The sequence below is a fragment of the Burkholderia diffusa genome, from assembly GCF_902499115.1.
Taxonomy (GTDB): Bacteria; Pseudomonadota; Gammaproteobacteria; order Burkholderiales; family Burkholderiaceae; genus Burkholderia; species Burkholderia diffusa.
In genome coordinates this window covers 108,532-127,056 of sequence record NZ_CABVPN010000010.1, presented here as the reverse complement: position 1 = coordinate 127,056, position 18,525 = coordinate 108,532, and the positions used below count along the sequence as shown (strand labels likewise).

At 67.0% G+C, this 18,525-nt stretch carries 18 protein-coding genes; 3 read left to right on the top strand and 15 right to left on the bottom strand.

The window, feature by feature from the left end; all coding sequences use genetic code 11:
• Window positions 1-258: 258 nt before the first annotated feature.
• The 7 genes from BTE28158_RS12125 to BTE28158_RS12095 all read right to left on the bottom strand — a co-directional run bounded on the left by BTE28158_RS12125 (window position 259) and on the right by BTE28158_RS12095 (window position 6,504).
• Window positions 259-813, bottom strand: a complete 555-nt coding sequence (locus BTE28158_RS12125) for a carboxymuconolactone decarboxylase family protein (protein ID WP_059679148.1) — start codon at window positions 811-813, stop codon at window positions 259-261.
• A gap of 25 nt (window positions 814-838) precedes the next feature.
• Complete coding sequence (locus BTE28158_RS12120; RefSeq protein ID WP_151051501.1) at window positions 839-2,173, bottom strand: aspartate aminotransferase family protein; 1,335 nt, start codon at window positions 2,171-2,173, stop codon at window positions 839-841.
• A 15-nt stretch (window positions 2,174-2,188) separates the two neighbouring features.
• The gene (locus tag BTE28158_RS12115; protein ID WP_151051499.1) at window positions 2,189-3,238 is read right to left on the bottom strand and encodes a C45 family autoproteolytic acyltransferase/hydrolase; all 1,050 of its coding nucleotides are present in this window, start codon (window positions 3,236-3,238) and stop codon (window positions 2,189-2,191) included.
• A gap of 20 nt (window positions 3,239-3,258) precedes the next feature.
• On the bottom strand, window positions 3,259-3,987 hold the full coding sequence (gene glnQ, locus BTE28158_RS12110) for a glutamine ABC transporter ATP-binding protein GlnQ (protein WP_059237091.1): 729 nt from the start codon (window positions 3,985-3,987) through the stop codon (window positions 3,259-3,261).
• Complete coding sequence (gene glnP, locus BTE28158_RS12105; RefSeq protein ID WP_174919890.1) at window positions 3,984-4,691, bottom strand: glutamine ABC transporter permease GlnP; 708 nt, start codon at window positions 4,689-4,691, stop codon at window positions 3,984-3,986. The genes glnQ and glnP overlap by 4 nt, the downstream gene beginning before the upstream one ends.
• Before the next feature lie 15 nt (window positions 4,692-4,706).
• The gene (gene glnH, locus BTE28158_RS12100) at window positions 4,707-5,459 is read right to left on the bottom strand and encodes a glutamine ABC transporter substrate-binding protein GlnH (RefSeq protein ID WP_059507215.1); all 753 of its coding nucleotides are present in this window, start codon (window positions 5,457-5,459) and stop codon (window positions 4,707-4,709) included.
• Between the two features lie 673 nt (window positions 5,460-6,132).
• Entirely contained in the window at window positions 6,133-6,504 is a 372-nt protein-coding gene (locus BTE28158_RS12095; protein ID WP_059607783.1) for an MAPEG family protein, read from the bottom strand.
• A 303-nt stretch (window positions 6,505-6,807) separates the two neighbouring features.
• On the opposite strand from BTE28158_RS12095, the gene alr reads away from it, so the two are divergent.
• Window positions 6,808-7,929, top strand: a complete 1,122-nt coding sequence (alr, locus tag BTE28158_RS12090) for an alanine racemase (protein ID WP_151051498.1) — start codon at window positions 6,808-6,810, stop codon at window positions 7,927-7,929.
• A 168-nt stretch (window positions 7,930-8,097) separates the two neighbouring features.
• Here the strand turns inward: alr and BTE28158_RS12085 are convergent, their stop codons facing one another.
• The 6 genes from BTE28158_RS12085 to BTE28158_RS12060 form a co-directional block, all read right to left on the bottom strand.
• Window positions 8,098-8,892 (bottom strand): enoyl-CoA hydratase, encoded by a 795-nt coding sequence (locus tag BTE28158_RS12085; RefSeq protein WP_059607781.1) that lies wholly within the window; start codon window positions 8,890-8,892, stop codon window positions 8,098-8,100.
• A gap of 232 nt (window positions 8,893-9,124) precedes the next feature.
• Entirely contained in the window at window positions 9,125-9,490 is a 366-nt protein-coding gene (locus BTE28158_RS12080; RefSeq protein WP_006759394.1) for a response regulator, read from the bottom strand.
• Window positions 9,491-9,531: 41 nt separating this feature from the next.
• Complete coding sequence (locus BTE28158_RS12075) at window positions 9,532-10,500, bottom strand: chemotaxis protein CheX (protein ID WP_151051496.1); 969 nt, start codon at window positions 10,498-10,500, stop codon at window positions 9,532-9,534.
• 22 nt (window positions 10,501-10,522) lie between these two features.
• Entirely contained in the window at window positions 10,523-11,107 is a 585-nt protein-coding gene (locus BTE28158_RS12070; protein ID WP_151051494.1) for a hypothetical protein, read from the bottom strand.
• A complete protein-coding gene (locus BTE28158_RS12065; RefSeq protein WP_174919887.1) occupies window positions 11,104-11,844 on the bottom strand; it encodes a methyl-accepting chemotaxis protein in 741 nt (246 codons plus the stop codon). Before BTE28158_RS12065 ends, BTE28158_RS12070 begins: the two co-directional genes overlap by 4 nt.
• Window positions 11,845-11,846: 2 nt before the next feature.
• Window positions 11,847-14,240: an MCP four helix bundle domain-containing protein gene (locus tag BTE28158_RS12060; protein ID WP_151051480.1), complete on the bottom strand. Its 2,394-nt coding sequence runs from the start codon at window positions 14,238-14,240 to the stop codon at window positions 11,847-11,849.
• Window positions 14,241-14,297: 57 nt separating this feature from the next.
• Between BTE28158_RS12060 and BTE28158_RS12055 the strand changes: the two genes are divergently transcribed.
• Together BTE28158_RS12055 and BTE28158_RS12050 are read left to right on the top strand one after the other, a co-directional pair.
• Complete coding sequence (locus tag BTE28158_RS12055) at window positions 14,298-14,510, top strand: hypothetical protein (protein ID WP_151051478.1); 213 nt, start codon at window positions 14,298-14,300, stop codon at window positions 14,508-14,510.
• Window positions 14,511-14,728: 218 nt separating this feature from the next.
• Window positions 14,729-15,418, top strand: coding sequence for an alpha/beta hydrolase (locus tag BTE28158_RS12050; protein ID WP_151051476.1), 690 nt, complete (start codon window positions 14,729-14,731; stop codon window positions 15,416-15,418).
• 33 nt (window positions 15,419-15,451) lie between these two features.
• Here the strand turns inward: BTE28158_RS12050 and BTE28158_RS12045 are convergent, their stop codons facing one another.
• Complete coding sequence (locus BTE28158_RS12045) at window positions 15,452-16,957, bottom strand: amino acid permease (RefSeq protein ID WP_151051474.1); 1,506 nt, start codon at window positions 16,955-16,957, stop codon at window positions 15,452-15,454.
• A 113-nt stretch (window positions 16,958-17,070) separates the two neighbouring features.
• Window positions 17,071-18,477: an aspartate ammonia-lyase gene (aspA, locus tag BTE28158_RS12040; protein ID WP_151051472.1), complete on the bottom strand. Its 1,407-nt coding sequence runs from the start codon at window positions 18,475-18,477 to the stop codon at window positions 17,071-17,073.
• Between the last annotated feature and the right edge of the window lie 48 nt (window positions 18,478-18,525).

The window sequence follows — 18,525 nt, the reverse complement described above, 5'->3', positions numbered from 1 at the left end:
CACGGGCACTTGAATGCACGATTGAGCCCGCCCGTGCGGTCGCCCGCGTCGTTGATGCGTAGCGCCTCGCGATATTTCATCGGACGGCGTGGGGGAAACTTCCTGCGCTGAAGTGCAGGCGGTGCGACGTGCGTCGGCAAGACGTCGCGAGGATGCCGCTCAGCCTGTGCCAACACGCCAAAAATCCCGTACAGACCGGCCTTTCGACGCAATCGGAACGCGCGCGCGGCAGGCCGCCGACGCACGCGCAAGCGGCGATTATTCCGGAAACGGTAGATCAGTTTGGCCATCCGCGCGCATGCCGAACGTGTTGAGCGTCATCGCCACGAGCGCGTAATAGCCGAGCAGCGCGACGAGGTTCACGACGGTCTCGTGGCCGAAACGCGCCTGCGCGCGCGCGAACGTCGCGTCGCTCACGCGCCGCGTGTCATACAGCTCGGTTGCGAACGCATGGATCAGCGCATCGTCGTCCGATTCGAACGCCGGCTCGACGCCACGGCGGATCGCGTCGGCCGTGGCGGCCGGCACACCGGCATCGAGCGCGATCGGATGGTGGATGTGCCACTCGGCCTGCGAGCGCCAGCGCGCGGCCGTCACGAGAATCGCGAGCTCCGACAGGCGCAACGGCAAACCCGTGCGATAGCGGCAGAACGCACCGAGCCGCTGCGCGTGCTGCGCGAGTTCGGGACTCGCGATCCAGCCGAGGAACGGCCCGTTCAGGTTGCCGCGCGGGCCGCTGAGAATGTCGGCGAGCACGGCCTTCTGCTCGTCGGTGGCCGATGCGGGATCGAAAGGAGGCAGTCTGTCGGTCATGGTGCGGATTGGGTGAGGTCGTGGTTCACGCGCCGGCCGATGCGAGCGCGGCATCGATCGCGCCGGACAGCCGTTCGACGATCGTGTCGATCTGCTGCGCGGTGCAGACGAACGGCGGTGCGATCAGGATGTGATCGCCGTGCACGCCGTCGATCGTACCGCCCATCGGATACACCATCAGGCCGCGCTGCATCGCCTCGCGCTTGACCGCCGCATGCAGCTTCAGCGCGGGATCGAACGTCACCTTGCTGTCGCGATCGCGCACGAGCTCGACGCCGACGAACAGCCCGCGGCCGCGCACGTCGCCGACATGCGGATGCGCACCGTAATGCTCGCGCAGCGACGCACGCAGTTGCTCGCCGCGCACCTTCACGTTGTCGAGCAGCTTTTCTTCGGCGATCACGCGCTGCACCTCGAGCGCGGCCGCGCAGGCCGTTGCATGACCGAGATACGTGTGGCCGTGCTGGAAGAAACCCGATCCGTCGACGATCGTCCGGTAGATACGATCGCTCACCAGCGTCGCGCCGATCGGCTGGTACCCTGCGCCGAGGCCTTTCGCGATCGTCAGCAGGTCGGGCGCGACGCCATCTTCGTCGCACGCGAACAGGTACCCGGTGCGCCCCATCCCCGACATGATTTCGTCGAGGATCAACAGCACGCCGTACTTGTCGCACACCGCGCGAATCTTCTTCAGGTAGGTACGCACCGGCGGCACCGCGCCGGCCGTCGCGCCGACCACCGTTTCCGCGACGAATGCCGCGACGTTTTCCGCACCGAGTTCGACGATCTTCTGCTCCAGCTCGTCAGCCAGGCGCTGCGCATAGGCTTCGTCGGTTTCGCCCGCCTGCTGGTCGCGATACGCGTAGCACGGGCTCACGTGATGGGCTTCGATCAGCAGCGGCAGGAACGGCTCGCGCCGCCATGCGTTGCCACCGATCGCGAGCGCGCCGAGCGTGTTGCCGTGATAGCTCTGGCGACGTGCGATGAAATGGCGACGCTGCGGCTCGCCCTTCTCGACGAAATACTGGCGCGCGAGCTTCAGTGCGGCTTCGATCGCCTCGGATCCGCCCGACACGAAATACACGTGTTCGAGACCGGCCGGCGCGGCCTCGACGAGCCGGTCGGCCAACTCTTCCGCCACGTCGGTCGTGAAGAACGACGTATGCGCGTACGGCAGTTGCTGCACCTGCCGCTTGATCGCATCGATCACGCGCTGGTTGCTGTGGCCGAGACACGATACGGCCGCGCCGCCGCACGCGTCGATGTAGCGTTTGCCGGTCGAATCGATGATCTCGATGCCGTCGCCTGCGACGGCGACGGGCAAGGTGGCGCGTGGAGCGCGATGAAAAACGGTCGTCATGCGTTGCCTCATGAATCAGGACGCGCTGCGCGCGAGCGCGGGCGGCACGATGCGCGTCGCGAAGCGCTGCGTGCCGTGCTGGTGAATGGCGAAGTCGATCGCGGTGTCGCGAATCGCGAACACGGCGGTCGCCAGCGTGTTTTCATCGTCGGGGTCGGCCGGATCGTCGCGATAGATCGGCAGCCCTTGCGGTGCGCGGTCGCCGAGCACGCGCAGCAGCGCGGCTTCGTCGATCGCGTCGATGCCCGGCGTCAGCGCATCGACACGCCGCTGACGATCACCGGACGATTGCGTGACGATCTGCGCTTCGTCCTCGCACCCCGGATGCACGAGATGATTCGCGTGACCGGCAAGACGCGCAACGTCGACGACCGAACAGCGCGCGACGCTCACCTCGATGCTCAGGAGCCGCGTATCGCCGGTTGCGCCGAGCGTGTGGTGAAAGCCGCTTGCGCGCGCATGCGTGCGCAGCACGTCGGCGGCCGCATCGAGCGACGTCGCGTCGAGCACGGCGCGCGCGAGGATCATCCGCGGCACGCCTGCCGCCGGCGTGCGGATCCGCAAGTTGTTGATCGCCTGCGCGATGCCGGCGCGGTTCGCGGCGAACGTATGCCCGGGCAGCGAGCCTGGGTAATAGAAACTGATGAAGCCCGGCTTGCCCTGCGGCTGCACGTCGACCAGCAGACAGCGCTCGCGCAGGTACGGATCGCCGTCCTCGTTGTGCGCGATCCAGCGCGTGCCGTGCGCGTCGCGTCCGGCGAGCGTCGTGCAGCCGTCCGGCGCGTGATGGATCAGTTCGCCGCGGCAGTTCCACAGAAAGATGTCCTCGGCCGGCCAGCCGACGCCTGCCGCGATCCCGTCCAGCTCCGCGACGAGTTCCGGGTACGCGGCCAGCGCGGCCTGCCGCAGCGCGGCCACGAACGGATGGCCGCGCCAGCGGCGAACGGCCTGCCATGCGCTGCTCTGCTGCATGTACGCATCGAACACGGGGCGGGCAAGCTCGCCGAGGCGCACGCCGATGTCGAACGGCGCGCCGGCGATGACGGGAGACAGGGAAAGCGGCATGTCGGATGGTTCGGTTTCGTTCAGGACACGTGTTTCAGGAATTCCTTCAGGCGCGGGGTCGGCGGCCGGTCGATCAGGTCGACCGGATGGCCGTCCTCGGCGATGCCGCCCTGATCCATGAACAGCAACCGCGTGCCGACCCGCTTCGCGAAGCCGATCTCGTGCGTGACGACGATCATCGTCATCCCTTCGGTCGCGAGATCCTGCATCACTTTCAGCACTTCGTGGCGCAATTCCGGATCGAGCGCCGACGTCGGCTCGTCGAACAGCATCAGCCGCGGCCGGATCGCGAGCGCGCGCGCGATCGCGACGCGCTGCTGCTGGCCGCCCGACAGCTCCGACGGGTAATGATTCGCGCGCGATTCGAGGCCGACCTTGTCGAGCAGCGCCATCGCCTGGTCGCGCGCATCGGCACGCGACGCACCGCGCACCTGGATCGGCCCGAACATCACGTTCTCGAGCGCGGTCATCTGCGGAAACAGGTTGAACTGCTGAAACACCATGCCCGCTTCGAGCCGGATGTTGCGGATCGTCGTCGCGTTGCCGCGCACGCTCTGGCCGTCGACCAGCAGCTCGCCGCCGGTGATTTTCTCGAGCGCGTTGATACAGCGCAGCATCGTCGACTTGCCCGAGCCCGACGGACCGATCACGACGACCACCTCGCCCGCATCGATCTTCAGGTCGATATGCTTCAGCACCGGCACATGGCCGAAGCTCTTCGACACGTTCTGGAATTCGATCATGCTCATAAGATCCGCATCCTCTTTTCGACGAGCCGAAGCGTCAGCGTCATCGCGCCGGTCAGCAGCAGGTAGATGACAGCCACTGCGGTCCAGATCTCGACCGCCTGGAAATTGCCGGCAATGATTTCCTGCCCCTTGCGCGTCAATTCGCCGACGCCGATGACGATGAACAGCGACGTGTCCTTGAGGCTCACGATGCACTGGTTGCCGAGCGGCGGAATCAGGCGCCGGAACGCGAGCGGCCCGACCACCTTCAGCAGCACGCGCGGCATCGACAGGCCCATCGCGAGCCCCGCTTCCGTCAGCCCCTTCGGGATCGACAGCAGCGCGCCGCGCACCACTTCCGCGAGATACGCGCCCGAATTCACCGTGATCGCGATGATCGCGGCCGTCAGGCCGTCGATCCGGATATGCGCGAGCAGCGGCAACGCGAAGTACAGGAACATCACCTGCACGACGATCGGCGTGCCGCGGATCAGTTCAATATAAACCTGTGCGAGCACGTTCATCGCCTTCGGTCCGTATGCGCGGAACATGCCCGCGATCATCCCGACGACGAATCCGCCCACCAGCCCGAAAAATGCGATGAACACCGTCAACCGGACCCCGTCCATCAGGTCCGGCAACGCCGCCCAGATCGCAGACCAATCGAAATTCACGTGTCGCTCCCCGTCCGATTCAAGACCGGCGCGGCCACCCGGCCGCGCCATGCTGTGCCGTCACGCTCACATCTTCGGCGGCTCGGCGCCGAACCACTTCTTGTAGATCTGCGCGTAGCGGCCGTCGGCCCGGATCTTCACGAGCGACGCGTTGACCTTCGGCACGAGCGCGCTGCCCTTCGGGAAACCGATCCCGTACTTGTCGCCGCTGACCGGCTGGCCCGCGACCTTCACCTTGCCCTTGCCCTCGTTGTTCACGAAGAACAGCACGTTCGGCGTGTCGTGCATCGCCGCGTCGACGCGGCCGGCCTCGAGCGCGAGGTACGCCTGGTCGATGTTCGGGAACTGGCGGATCTCCTTCGGCTTCAGGTGCGCCTTGATCCAGTCGATCGTCGCGGTGCCCGTCTTCGCGGCGATCACCTTGCCGTTCAGGTCGTCGATCGACTTGATCGTCGTGTTGTCCGTCTGCACCATCGCTGCCAGGCCGCTGTCGTAGTACGGCGCGGAGAAGTCGATCGCCTTCTTCCGCTCTTCCTTGATGGTCATCCCCGACAGCGCGACGTCGATGTTCTGGGTCTGCAGCGCCGGGATCAGGCCGGCGAAATCCATCGGCTGGATCGTGTATTTCCAGCCTTGGTCCTTTGCGATCTCCGCCCACAAGTCGAGATCGAAGCCGACGTACTTGTCGCCCTGCTTGAACTCGAACGGCATGAACGACGTATCGGTCCCGACGACGAGCGTCTTGGTATCCGCGTGCGCGATGCTGGCGCCGAGCGCGGCAACCACCGCGACGGCTTTCAGGAAGGAACGGCGACTCATGACTTTTCTCCGCATGGTTGAGCGATGTGACCGGCCGGCTGGCCGGGGAACGACGACATCAAGCCGCACCGCAACATGCGATGTTGAATTAAACCGTAGTGCAACAAGTGTTGTCAACACGGATACTACGACAACAAAAAAATACTCAACAGAAAAATGCGTTGAGAGAAACCCGAACCGGACGGACGGAATTGATCGGAGGAAAGGTGTGCGCGGACGGGCGTGCGGCAGCTGCGGCGGGAATGTGCTGCGGGATTGCGCCGCGCGGCGAGGGGGCAATGGCGTGGAAGCGGGGAACGTGTGGCGCCGCCGTCACCGCGGCGGGTGGACGTGTCGCCGTGCCGGCTCGCGCGCGACGACAACGATGGTGTGCGCCGCCGCATGATCGGACGGGCGCACGCCCGGTCATTCGGCGCGACCGGAAGGCCCCATGCGCCCCGGCACCGCGGCGATCGTGATGCCGGCCACCGCCGGCGAGGCTCAACGAACGGCGTGCACCGCGAGCGACACCGGCTCCTTCTCGAGCGCGCGCAGGCGCCGCGACGGCTAACCCGCCGTTCCCGCTCGCGAAGATCGTTGCGCCCGCATCCAACGACAGTCACGCGCGCGGCGCGGGCGGTGCAAAGCGAGCCCGCGCGCCAGGCCCGCGCGGGCGCCCCCGTTCATCCTCGCGTCACGGCGCGGCAAAGAACAGCGCGACGACGCAGGCCATCCCCGCGAACCACACGAGCGAGCGCAGCGACGCCCAGTTCAGCAGGTACATCAGCGCATAGACGACGCGAATCGCGACGAACCCCATCGCGAGCTGGTCGACGTGATGCGCATTCGCGCCGTTGTGCCATGCGACGACCAATGCGGCCGTAAACAGCGCCAGCGCTTCCCAGGCATTCTGGTGCGCGGCCTGCGCCCGCGCGCGCCAGCCTTCGAGCCTCGCCAGGTACTCGCGCGGCGCGTGGTTGTCGTAGCCTTTGCGGGCCTTGGCCAGGAACGTCATCGGGAACGGCAACAGCGCCACGATGAACAGGCAAATCTGGGACGTCGTCATCAAAGTCTCCTCCTTTATGATTACATTGATCAATGACAGGGTCGCGCAGAGCTTAGCATTGCGTCGAGCTGTTCGCGCACCGGTTTTCTAGACGGGAGTCTCGGCAAGGCAGCCTGCCGAACGCTGTGGCGGCAAGGATCCGACGCAACAATTTCCACCAAATCGCCGATAAAAACGTTAATTAAAACTGGCCGAACACCAATAAGATAGCGCTCAACACTGGCTCGGCGTGTTGCCGCGCCAGCCTGCTTACCTGCGCCGCGCCGCCGCGCGCGCCGAACGACTTTCGACCCGAGCCCGCCCATGCCCCGTCCCATCGTCGCCCATGTCCGTCCCGACGCCGTTCGCCACAACCTCGAATTCATCCGCCGCACCGCCGCGCAATCGCGCGTGTGGGCCGTGGTCAAGGCCAACGCATACGGTCACGGGATCGAGCGGATCTATCCGGGCCTCGCGGCTGCCGACGGCATCGCGCTGCTCGATCTCGACGAAGCCGTGCGCGTGCGGGAGCTCGGCTGGGACAAGCCGGTGCTGCTGCTCGAAGGGATCTTCGAGCCGGCCGATGTCGAACTGGCCGATCGCCACCGGCTGACGGTGGCCGTGCACTGCGACGCGCAGCTCGACCTGCTGATTGCCGCGAAGCCGCGGCAGCCAATCGACATCCAGCTGAAGATGAACTCCGGGATGAACCGCCTCGGCTACCGGCCCGACGCATTCCGCGCCGCGTGGGAACGCGCGGCGGCCGCGCCGTCGATCGGCAAGATCACGCTGATGATGCATTTCGCGAACGCCGACGAAGGCGAAGTCGACTGGCAGCTCGAGCAGTTCGATGCGGCCACGGCAGGGATTCCGGGCGAGCGCTCGACATCGAATTCGGCGGCCGTGCTCTGGCATCCGCGCGCGCATCGCGACTGGGTGCGGCCGGGCACGATCCTGTACGGCGCGTCGCCGACCGGCGCGGCGCGGCACATCGCCGACACGCCGCTGATGGCCGCGATGACGCTGACGAGCAAGATCATCGGTGTGCAGACGATCGCGCCGGAGGAAACGGTCGGTTACGGCCGTCGCTTCAAGGCAGACCAGCCGATGCGGATCGGCGTCGTCGCATGCGGCTACGCGGACGGCTATCCGCGCCACGCGCCGACCGGCACGCCGATCGCGGTGGACGGCGTGATGACGCGCGTCGTCGGCCGCGTGTCGATGGACATGCTGACCGTCGACCTGACGCCGTGCCCGAACGCGGGCATCGGCTCGAGCGTCGAGCTGTGGGGCGATCAGGTGAAGGTCGACGACGTCGCGGAAGCCAGCGGCACGATCGGCTACGAGCTGATGTGCGCACTCGCGCTCCGCGTGCCGGTCGTGACCGTGCCGCCCGGCGCGTCGGTGGTGCAGCCGGCGCTGCGCACGGGCAGCCACGGGCGTTGATCGACGCCGACGCTGCGGCGCACTAGCGCGCCGCAGCGCATGCCGCTTCACTTGCGGGCCGCCTCGGGCGGCCCGTTTGCGTTCCGGCGGACCGGAAACCCGAGCCGGAAAAAACGCGTTGGCTACGGCTCTTGCGCGCCGCTCGACATGCACATCCGGGGCGTGCGCCTACGAACGCCACACCGGCTCGCGCTTCTCCAGGAACGCGTCGATCCCCTCGCCGGCATCCTCTTCCATCATGTTGCGCGCCATCACGTCGCCCGCAAACGCGTACGCGTCGTCGAGCGGCAGTTCGCGCTGCCGGTAGAACATCTGCTTGCCGTAACGCACGGCCGCCGGGCTCTTCTTGACGATCTCCGCGACCTTGCGCGCGACGGCCGCGTCGAGCGCGTCCTCGGGCACGGCCTCGTTGACGAGCCCCCAGGCAGCAGCCGTCGCCGCATCGACGAAACGCCCGGTGACGAGCATGTCGAACGCGCGCTTCGCCGACACGTTGCGGCTCAATGCGACGGCAGGCGTCGAACAGAACAGCCCCACGTTGATTCCGGATACCGCGAAGCGCGCGGTGTCGGCTGCGACGGCGAGATCGCACGCGGCGACGAGCTGGCAGCCGGCGGCCGTCGCGATGCCGTGCACGCGTGCAATCACCGGCACCGGCAGTGCGCGCATCGCGAGCATCACGCGGCTGCATTGCGCGAACAGCGCGCGGTAGTAATCGAGTTCGGGCCTGGCGCGCATCTGCCGCAGGTCGTGGCCCGCGCAGAACGCCTTGCCCGCCGCGGCGAGCACGACGCAACGCACGTGCGGATCGGCAGCCAGCGAATCGAACGCGTCCTGCAGGCTCGCCAGCATCGCCTCCGACAACGCGTTGAACTGTTGCGGCCGGTTCAGCCGCAGCGTGACGACGCCGTCGCGCACGTCGCGCAACAAGATCGGCTCGGGTGTTTCGTGACGGGATTCCATGATGCTCCGCTCGACGGGGTTCGATCGAGCGCGAACCGGTAGCACGGGCGGCACACGCCCGGATTCGCGATCGACATGATCACGAATCGTCCTCCACATTGCGCGCGGCGTCCAGCGGAGCCGACCGGCCGGCCGGCGAAGCCGGCTTGCACGCCGCCTCACCGCGAAGCGAAGGCCGCGCCGGCTGCGCGTTGATTGCCGCTTAGCGGTGACGCATCGCCCGCGTGCGCGCTCAGCCCGCGAGCTTCTTCAGCGCGTCGAGTACCGCGTCGCCCTTGAACGGCTTCACGATCCAGCCCTTCACGCCGGCGGCCTTGCCCCGCTCCTTCATCGCCGGACTGCTTTCGGTCGTCAGCATCACGATGTTGACCGACGCGTTCGCCAGTTCGCCGCGGATCTTCTCGACCATCGTCAGGCCGTCCATGTTCGGCATGTTCACGTCGCTGATCACGAGGCGCACGCCGGGCGTCGCCTTGAGCTTCGCGAGCCCGTCCTTGCCGTCCACCGCCGTCGCGACGTCGAGCCCGTGATTGCGCAGGAAACCCGCGACTTCGTCGCGCACCGTGCCCGAATCGTCGACCACCAGAATCTTTGCCATCGTCTTTCCCTTTCGTTGTTGCCGACTTCAACAGTCGATATTCAAAACAGTTCGAGTTCGCCCGATTCGACCATCGGCCCGACGTCCTGCACCAATTCGCGGAAATCCTCCGGCGACCAGCTCAGGCTGAACACGAAGCGCTGGTCGAGCCGCACCGACCGCCCCGAGGCGGGATCGGTCATCCGGTACTTGAAGCAGAGTTGCGGACAGTCGCCGCCGAACGAGATGAACTTCTGCTTGTGATTGACGACGAGCGGCACCTGCACCGGATGGCGCGCGAGCGCCTCCGCGTCGCCGAGATAGCGGTTCTTGAACGCGCCCCACACGAGATTGGTCAACTCGCCGAGCACGCTGTTCACGTCGCGGAAATCGGGTGCCCGGCCGTCGTCGCGAGTGCCGCCGATCATGTCGAGCAGCGGCTGCTCGCTCGTCTGCAGCAGCATGTAGCCGCGGCACCACGCGCTTTCCAGCGCGATCAGGCTGAACACCTCGCCGAAGATGATCTGGTCGCGCACGATGCACGGCCTGTCGCACTCGATCGTCATGCCCGGGAACAGGCTGTCGAGCCGCGCCTCCGTGATCTCCGCGATGCCGCGCACGAGCGCATTCGGGTAGTCGCGTCCGAACAGGTATTCGTCGATCGCACGCTTGAGCGGTGTCAGGTCGTCGGCGACGTAGGCCGCGCACGCAACGCGCGCGAGGGCATCGGGCAGCCCGTCGCGCGACGCGTCCGCTGCATCCGACATGCGGCGCAGGATGATCGGCAGCTCGGGCCGCAGCGCATCGATCTGCGTCGCGATGATCGCGCTCTCGGCCGGCGAGCCGCCGTAGTCCTCGGCAAGCAGGATCGCGCCGAGATCGATGTTCGAGCGCAGCACCTTGAGCAGCCGGTTGCGCCGCACGGTCAGGCCGATCAGGTTGTGCTCGTCGCAGAAGCGCTTGATCGTCGCCGCATGCGCGCGGCTGTCGTCGAGCACGAGCACCTTGCTGACGGGTTGGTCTACGGTCATCTCGCGAAATCCTCTGAATCGGTCAAAACAGTTCGAGCTCGCCGCCCGTGTCCACGCTCGCCGCTTCCGGCACGTGGAAATCGACCGGCGCGTTCGCGCACACGCACAGCGTCGCGCCGATCCGCACGTCGCCGTCGAGCGTCACGTCGTATGCGGCCACGTGATCGGGGTTCAGCGCCGGCAGGTAATCGACGCTCGCGCCGCTCAGCAGGTAAGGCGTCGACATCCCGAGATCGGGGAACGGTGCGGTCAGCGCCTGGTTGATCGCGCCGCAGCACAGGTTCGCGACTTCCATGAACGCTTCGGGCAGCGGCCGCTGCGTGCTCGCGCCCGACGCTGCCGCGGCGAAATGGCGGCGCGTCGGATCGTCGTCGCGAAAGCGCAGGGCGAGCAGCAGCCGGAAGTGCAGCGCCGAGATCGTCAGTACGACGACGTGTTCGGCGAGCTTCGGCGTCGCCCGCGACCTCGCGCGCGACGGATCGTGCGACGCGTCGTGCGCATCGCCGGCGGCCGGCCGCATCTCGCACGCACCGCCGGACGCGAGCCGCGTGCGCGCCGCGTCGAAGAAGATCCGTTCGAAGCCGGCCCGGGCCTGCGCACTGATCACGCCGCCTCTCCTTCGATCCGCGCGTGCAACTGCCCGGCCAGCGTCTCGAGCGTCGCGAGCGCGGCCGTGATCATCTTGCCGCCGGCCTGGATGTCCTGGAACGTCGCGGCCGTCACGAGATCGTTGCGATTCAGGCTGTCGCGATAGCTGTTCGACAATTGCTGCGAACGCGCGGCGAGCCCGCGCACCTCGCTCGCCACGATCGAGAAGCCGCGCCCTGCCGCACCGGCGCGCGCGGCCTCGATCGACGCGTTCAGCGACACGATCGACACGTGCGCGACGATCGACGACAGCTCCTGGTTCTTCGCCCGCATGTCCTGGTTCTGCGTGGTCAGCGAGATCATCTGCTCGTGCCAGCGCTCGAACGTGCCGGCCAGCCCGCGCAGTCGCGCGGCTTCGTCGGCGAGTTTCGTCGCATGCTGCGACAGTGCGGCGCGCTCGGCCGCGAGCGCCTGGAGCGCGTCGCGCTGCTCGCCGGCGCCGGCCGCCTCGCGCGCCAGCGTTTGCTCGAGCTCCGCCTCGCGGCGTGCCCATGCGTCGGCCGCCTCGGCATGCGCCGCAAGTGCTTCAACGGCACGCGCGTCGGCTGCGCCGAGCGCATCGCGCAATGCGTCCGCTTCGCGCGTCATCGCGGCAACGAGCCGCGCGCGCGCAATGCGGCCCACGATCGCGGCGATCACCGCGGCGGCCAGGCCGCCCGCCAGCGCGGCGCCGACCGGAATCATCCACGCTTGCACGATCACTCCGGTGCGTCGACGTTCGCGATGCGGGCGCGGGCCGGCTGCCCCACGTCCTGCACCGCACCACCGTCCGCCGCGAAACGCGCCGGCAGCGACACGATCGTCTCGAACGCGCGATACGGCGAGCCCGTGCGATCGTCGGTGAAGCGCAGCGCAATGTCGCCGCCGTCGCGCTTCAGGAAGTTGCGCACCGCGTCCATCCCGACGCCGCGCCCCGACACTTCGGTCACCGCACGCGCGGTCGAGAACCCCGGACGGAAGATCAGCTCCGCCACCGCCTCATCGGTCAGCGCGGCTTCGGCGCCGGCGTCGAACCAGCCGCGCTCGCGCGCGATCCCGCGAATCCGGTCGAGCGCGAGGCCGCGGCCGTCGTCGCCGAGCACGAAACGCAACGTGTCATTCTCGACATCGACCGCGATGTCGATCTTGCCGGCCGGCGCCTTGCCGGCGGCGCGCCGCTCTTCCGACGTTTCGATCCCGTGGTCGATCGCGTTGCGCAGCAGATGCATGAACACGTTCTTCAGCGTCGCGCCGATCTCGCTGCGCACGCGATGGCCGTTGCTGTCGATATGCACGACGGGCGCCGGCTTGCCGAGTTCGGCCGCGAGCGACGGCAGCGATTCGATCACGCCGCCCAGCGCATCGCCGATGCCCTGCGTGCCGAACTGGCTCAGCAGGCGGCGCACCGAATCGCGCGCCGCGTGCCAGTCGCTTGTGTTCGCCGGATCGGCACCGTCGAGCATGCGCAGGCTCTCGCTGATGTGCGCGCGCTCGACCATCAGGTAGTCGGCACCGCCGTGCTGCGCCGCTTCGCCATGGCGGCCGAGCGTGACCGCGTTGATCGTCGCGTAGTGCTCGACCGCCTGGCGCACGCGGGCCAGATCGTCCATCAGCGCATCGCGGTTCCACTCGGGGCCGCCGTCCGCGTGGCGCAGCGATTCGTACGCCTGCTCCGCCTCATGCACGATGTTGGTCAGATGCTGCAGGCTGTACGTGCGCGCATTGCCCTTGATCGTGTGCATGTTGCGGAACAGCGCGGCGACGATCGAGTGATCCGCGCGTTCGTGCTGGCGGATCATCCGCTCGTTCTCGCTGAGGAAACCCTTCGCGCTGTGCACGAAGTCGTGGAACTTGTCCTGGCTGATCGACAAAATCTCGCCGATCATCTCGAGCCGGCGCTGCTGCTCGCCGGCCTGCGCGGTCAGCTCGCGGATCTCGGTCACGTCGCGCACGCACAGCATCAGCCGCACGACCGTGTCGGTCTCGTCGGTGATCGCCGACCAGCTCAGGTCGAGCCATTTCTCGCGGCCGTCCGGCATCCGCTTCGCGACTTCGTTGACGAGCAGGTGCTCATTGAACGCGAAGTTCATGCTGTCCTCGCCGAGGCACGCATGCACGGCCGCGTCGACCTGCGAACGCGCGTCCGAGCCGATGCTCGAATCGTCGAACACGAGCGCCATCAGGTCGCGGCCGGCGATGTCGCTCGTCTCGAAGATGGTCTCGAGGTAAGCCGAATACTCCGCATGCACGACGCCGCCTTCGACGACGGTCAGGATCCCTTGCTGCATGTTCTGCAGCATCGCCTGAATGTCGGCCGTCTTCTGCTTCAGTTGCGCGGCGTTCTCCTGGATCTTCTCGATCATCCCGTTGAACGCGACGATCGAATGACCAATCTCGTCCATCCGGCCCACCGGCACGCGCCGCGTGAAGTCCTGGCTCGTCGCGATCTCGCTCATCGCCGTCTGCATCCCGATCAGCGGGCGCGTGATCTGGCGATACAGCACGAAGCCGAGCGCGGTCAGCAGCACGACCACCGTGCCCGCGACGCCCGCGATCGCGGTCGCCGTCGTCGACAGCATGCCGTTCAGCGCGCGGATCGCGTCGTCCTTCTGCCGGTTCTTCTCGACGCGCAGCGTGTCGACGATGCTTTCGAGCTCGTCGCGATACTGCGCGACGTTCGCGAACAGGTACGCCTGCGCCATCTCGGGCTTGCCGTCGGCTTTCATCTTCACGGTGTCGCCGATCGCCGCGAAGTAGTTCGCCGCGCTGTCCTTGGCCTGCTCGACGAGCCCTTGCTGCGCCTGCCCGACCGCCGATTTCGCCTGCGCGTCGAGCGCCGCGCGCAGCGCGGCCTGCTTCGCCTTCAGCTCGTCGCCCGCCTGCGCGGCGGTGTTCGCGTCGGGCGCATACACCAGCGTCATCGTTGCGATCTGGATGTTCTTCACGTCGGCGACGAGATCCGCCGACGCGAGCGCGCTCGGCACGATTCCCTGGGTCACCTGACGCACCTCGGACGCGCTCTTGCGTGTCTGGTACACGGCGTACACGCCGATCGCGGACAGCGCAAAAAACGTCAGGACGACTAGCAGCGTAATGCGATGACGAATGGTCATGAGTACAGCTCCCCGCAGCGATCCGGCTTCAATCGCTCTTTTGTCTATTGAAAGAATGTGAGCGCCGAATTATCGGGGATGGTGTATGACCGTCCGATGACTGAAAATCAATCGGTCGTTGAGGAAATCGCAATGGTCAATTGCGACGAGAAAATCCTAAAGTTTTTCTCGAATCGGCCGTTAACCTCTGGCCTTGACGGCCCGACGGGCCTGCCTGGCGGCCTCGATAAATCGAATCCGGATATTCATTCTTTTATTTTCGATCCGTAATTCAATCCGGTTGAATACCGGTAAAACGTTTGCGCATTATCTGCGAATCGAATCGGTTATGCACCTTCTACAGCGCGACCGGATTCGCGCGCCGCGTCGACATGGGTGAATGGCAGCCGATTCATTCCAGCCAGGAAACAATCAATCGCCATCCGGCGATTCACCTTCCCTCCCGCGCGTTCTAGACTATCGGATCACTTCCCCACCGGACCCTTGCAATGACCGACGTCCTGCCGCTGACCACCGACTCCGAATCCGGCCTCCAGTACCTGCTGCGCCCGGCCGCCGGCCGCCCGGCGGGCCGCCTGTTGCTACTGCATGGCGTCGGCGGGAACGAAACCAACCTGCTGAACCTGTCCGGCACGATCGACCCGCGCATCGAAATCGCGTTCGTGCGCGGCCCGCTGACGTTCGGCCCCGGCCAGCACGCGTGGTTTCCTGTGCGCTTCGGCCCGAACGGCCCCGAGATCGATGCGGCCCGCGCGGATGCGAGCCGTGTCCAGCTGATCGCGCTGCTGCGCGCGTTGCGCGCCCGGGGCACCGACAACGAACACGCCGCACCGCCCACCGTGATCGCCGGCTTCAGCCAGGGCGGCATCATGAGCGCGAGCGTCGCGCTCACGTCGCCGGCCGACGTCGCGGCGTTCGCGGTGCTGTGCGGCCGCATCCTGCCGGAGATCGATCCGCTGATCGCATCGCGCGATGCGTTGAGCGCGCTCCACGCGCTGGTGATGCACGGCCGCTTCGACGACAAGCTGCCGGTCGCGTGGGCCGAAACCGCCGACGCGAAGCTGACGGCGCTCGGCGTCGCGCACGATACGCGCCTCTACGACGCCGGCCACGAACTCACGGCGGAGATGGCCGGCGACTTCGGCCGCTGGGTCGGCGCACGCACCGGATTGAACTGAGCGCACGGGCGGTCGACCCGCCCGTGCGTATCGTCAGACGTTGCTCGCCGGATCAACGCCGAGCGGCGCGCCGGCGGCATTCTCAGCCGCCGCTTCCCGCGCGGCCCCGCGCTTCGCCAGCTTCCAGCCGACCACGAGCGCGAGCACGACGAGCGGGATCATCCCGACGGTCCACGTGCCGCCCGGGTAATCGAACGCCATCAGCACCAGCACGCTGACCAGGAACCCGAGCGTGAGCCACGACGTGAACGGCGCGCCGGGCATCCGGAACGACACGGGGCTCAGCTCGCCGCGATTGACCGCGCGGCGGAACAGGATCTGGCACATCACGATGAAGCCCCAGGTCGTGATGATCCCGAGCGACGCCATGTTCAGCACGATCTCGAACGCCTGCGCTGGCACGATGTAGTTCAGCGGCACGCCGATCGCATTGACCGCGACCGTGACGAGGATCCCGCCGTACGGCACGCCGCGCGCGTTCATCCGGGACACGAAGCGCGGCGCCGAGCCGCCCATTGCCAGCGAACGCAGCACGCGTCCGGTCGAATAGAGGCCGGAGTTCAGGCTCGACAGCGCGGCGGTCAACACCACGACGTTCATCACCGTGCCGACGTACGGCACGCCGAGCTTGCTGAAGAACGTGACGAACGGGCTTTCGTGCGCGCTGTAGGCGGTCCACGGCAGCAGCATCGTCAGCAGCACGACCGAGCCGACGTAGAACAGCGCGATGCGCCACATCACGCTATTGATCGCCTTCGGCAGCACCTTGCGCGCATCGGCAGTCTCGCCCGCCGCGACGCCGACGAGCTCGATGCTCGCATACGCGAACACGACGCCCTGCACGATCAGCACGGCCGGCAAGATGCCATGCGGAAAGATCCCGCCGTGGTCCGCGATCAGGTGCAGCCCCGGCATCTGCCCGGCGACCGGATGACCGCTCGCGAGAAACACGGCGCCGATCGCGAGGAACAGCGCGAGCGTCCCGACCTTGACGATCGAGAACCAGAACTCCATCTCGCCGAACACCTTCACGCCGATCATGTTCATCACCGACACGATCCCCAGGGCGCCGAGCGCGAACACCCATTGCGGCACGTCGGTGAACACGGCCCAGTACTTCATGTAGATCGCGACCGCGGTGATGTCGACGATGCCGGTGGTCGCCCAGTTCAGGTAGTACATCCAGCCCGCGACGAACGACGCGCGCTCGCCCATGAACTCCCGCGCGTACGACACGAACGAACCGCTGGTCGGCCGGTGCATCACGAGCTCGCCGAGCGCGCGCATGATCAGGAACGCGAACACGCCGCACACGAGATACACGACCGCGAGCGCAGGCCCCGCGCTCTGCAGGCGGCCGCCCGCGCCGAGAAAGAGGCCGGTGCCGATCGCACCGCCCATCGCGATCATCTGCACGTGTCGCGGCTTCAACTTCTGCTCGTAGCCGGACTCGTGGGACGCGAACATCGCATCGCGGTCGGCATGACGGGGATCGGCGCCGCCGGCCGGGTCGACCGGGCGCTCGCTGGCTTGCTTCATGGTATGTCTCCGTTTCTTGATGTGTGTTGATGTGTCGCGCCCGTCGGCAGGACGCTGCGGGAACGGCCGCGCGCGGCCCGCCGGCGGCTTGCGCCGGCGCCGCACGGCCGGAATCAGTACGTGCGCGGGCGGATCAGCGCTTCGGGCTGCAACGCTTCGTCCAGTTGTGCGGCGGTCATCAGCTGGTGATCCAGCACGACCTCGCGGATCGACTTGCCGCTCTCGTGTGCTTCGGCGGCCACGGCCGTCGCGCGCTTGTAGCCGATGTACGGGTTCAGCGCGGTCGCGAGCGCGACCGAGCGCTCCATCGTTTCGCGCAGCCGTTCGGGGTTCGCGGTGATGCCGCTCACGCAGCGGTCCGCGAGCGTCGTGCACGCGGCCGTCAGGTGGCTGAAGCTGCTGAACAGCGCGCTCGCGATCACCGGCTCGAACGCGTTGAGCTGGAGCTGTCCGGCCTCGGCCGCGAAAGTCACCGTCAGGTCGTTGCCGAACACCTCGAACGCGACCTGGTTCACGACCTCCGGAATCACCGGGTTCACCTTGCCCGGCATGATCGACGAGCCGGCCTGCACCGGCGGCAGGTTGATTTCGCCGAACCCCGCGCGCGGGCCGCTCGACAGCAGCCGCAGGTCGTTGCAGATCTTCGACAGCTTGACCGCGATCCGCTTCAGCACGCCGGAGATCTGCACGAACGCGCCGCAGTCCTGCGTCGCCTCGATCAGGTTCGGGGCGGTGCTCAGGTCCAGGCCGGTGATGCGCCGCAACGCGGCCAGCGCCTTCTCCGCGTACTGCGGATGCGCGGTGATGCCGGTGCCGATCGCAGTCGCGCCGAGATTGATCTCGCGCATCAGCCAGCCGGCTTCCTGCAGGCGCGCGATGTCTTCCGTCACCATCACCGCGTAGGTCGAGAATTCCTGGCCGAGCGTCATCGGCACGGCGTCCTGCAATTGCGTGCGGCCGAGCTTCAGGAGGCCCGAGAACGCGTCGGCCTTCTCCGCGAACGCGTCGCGCAGGTGCGCCATCGCGTCGAGCAGATGCTCGACCGCGAAGCAGGTCGCGATCCGGATCGCGGTCGGATAGACGTCGTTCGTGCTCTGAGCGAGATTGACGTGCTCGTTGGGATGCAGGTATTCGTACTGCCCGCGTGCATGCCCCATGATTTCGAGCGCGCGGTTGCAGATCACCTCGTTGGCGTTCATGTTGGTCGACGTGCCGGCCCCACCCTGGATGATGTCGACCACGAACTGATCGTGCAGCCGGCCTTCGCGGATCTCGACACAGGCGGCGGCGATCGCGTCACGATACGCGTCCGGCAGCAGCCCGAGCTCGCAGTTCGCATCGGCAGCGGCTTCCTTCACCGCCGCGAGCGCCATGACGAGGTACGGCAGCGACGCGATCGTGCGCCCCGAAATATTGAAGTTCTCCTTCGCGCGCAGCGTATGGACGCCGTAGTACGCCGAATCCGGAATGCTTCGTTTCCCTAAAAGATCTGCCTCGACGCGGAAGCCGTTTTCCGTCATGGTGCCCCTCCTGAATTGTCTCTGCCGTCGCAGGAAACCGGCTGCGTT

What these genes read in the sequence shown, in the direction of transcription:
- BTE28158_RS12125 (WP_059679148.1), bottom strand. Translation starts at nt 813, where the DNA reads ATGACCGACAGACTGCCTCCTTTCGATCCCGCATCGGCCACCGACGAG.
- BTE28158_RS12120 (WP_151051501.1), bottom strand. Translation starts at nt 2,173, where the DNA reads ATGACGACCGTTTTTCATCGCGCTCCACGCGCCACCTTGCCCGTCGCC.
- BTE28158_RS12115 (WP_151051499.1), bottom strand. Translation starts at nt 3,238, where the DNA reads ATGCCGCTTTCCCTGTCTCCCGTCATCGCCGGCGCGCCGTTCGACATC.
- glnQ (WP_059237091.1), bottom strand. Translation starts at nt 3,987, where the DNA reads ATGAGCATGATCGAATTCCAGAACGTGTCGAAGAGCTTCGGCCATGTG.
- glnP (WP_174919890.1), bottom strand. Translation starts at nt 4,691, where the DNA reads ATGGCGCGGCCGGGTGGCCGCGCCGGTCTTGAATCGGACGGGGAGCGA.
- glnH (WP_059507215.1), bottom strand. Translation starts at nt 5,459, where the DNA reads ATGAGTCGCCGTTCCTTCCTGAAAGCCGTCGCGGTGGTTGCCGCGCTC.
- BTE28158_RS12095 (WP_059607783.1), bottom strand. Translation starts at nt 6,504, where the DNA reads ATGACGACGTCCCAGATTTGCCTGTTCATCGTGGCGCTGTTGCCGTTC.
- alr (WP_151051498.1), top strand. Translation starts at nt 6,808, where the DNA reads ATGCCCCGTCCCATCGTCGCCCATGTCCGTCCCGACGCCGTTCGCCAC.
- BTE28158_RS12085 (WP_059607781.1), bottom strand. Translation starts at nt 8,892, where the DNA reads ATGGAATCCCGTCACGAAACACCCGAGCCGATCTTGTTGCGCGACGTG.
- BTE28158_RS12080 (WP_006759394.1), bottom strand. Translation starts at nt 9,490, where the DNA reads ATGGCAAAGATTCTGGTGGTCGACGATTCGGGCACGGTGCGCGACGAA.
- BTE28158_RS12075 (WP_151051496.1), bottom strand. Translation starts at nt 10,500, where the DNA reads ATGACCGTAGACCAACCCGTCAGCAAGGTGCTCGTGCTCGACGACAGC.
- BTE28158_RS12060 (WP_151051480.1), bottom strand. Translation starts at nt 14,240, where the DNA reads ATGACCATTCGTCATCGCATTACGCTGCTAGTCGTCCTGACGTTTTTT.
- BTE28158_RS12050 (WP_151051476.1), top strand. Translation starts at nt 14,729, where the DNA reads ATGACCGACGTCCTGCCGCTGACCACCGACTCCGAATCCGGCCTCCAG.
- BTE28158_RS12045 (WP_151051474.1), bottom strand. Translation starts at nt 16,957, where the DNA reads ATGAAGCAAGCCAGCGAGCGCCCGGTCGACCCGGCCGGCGGCGCCGAT.
- aspA (WP_151051472.1), bottom strand. Translation starts at nt 18,477, where the DNA reads ATGACGGAAAACGGCTTCCGCGTCGAGGCAGATCTTTTAGGGAAACGA.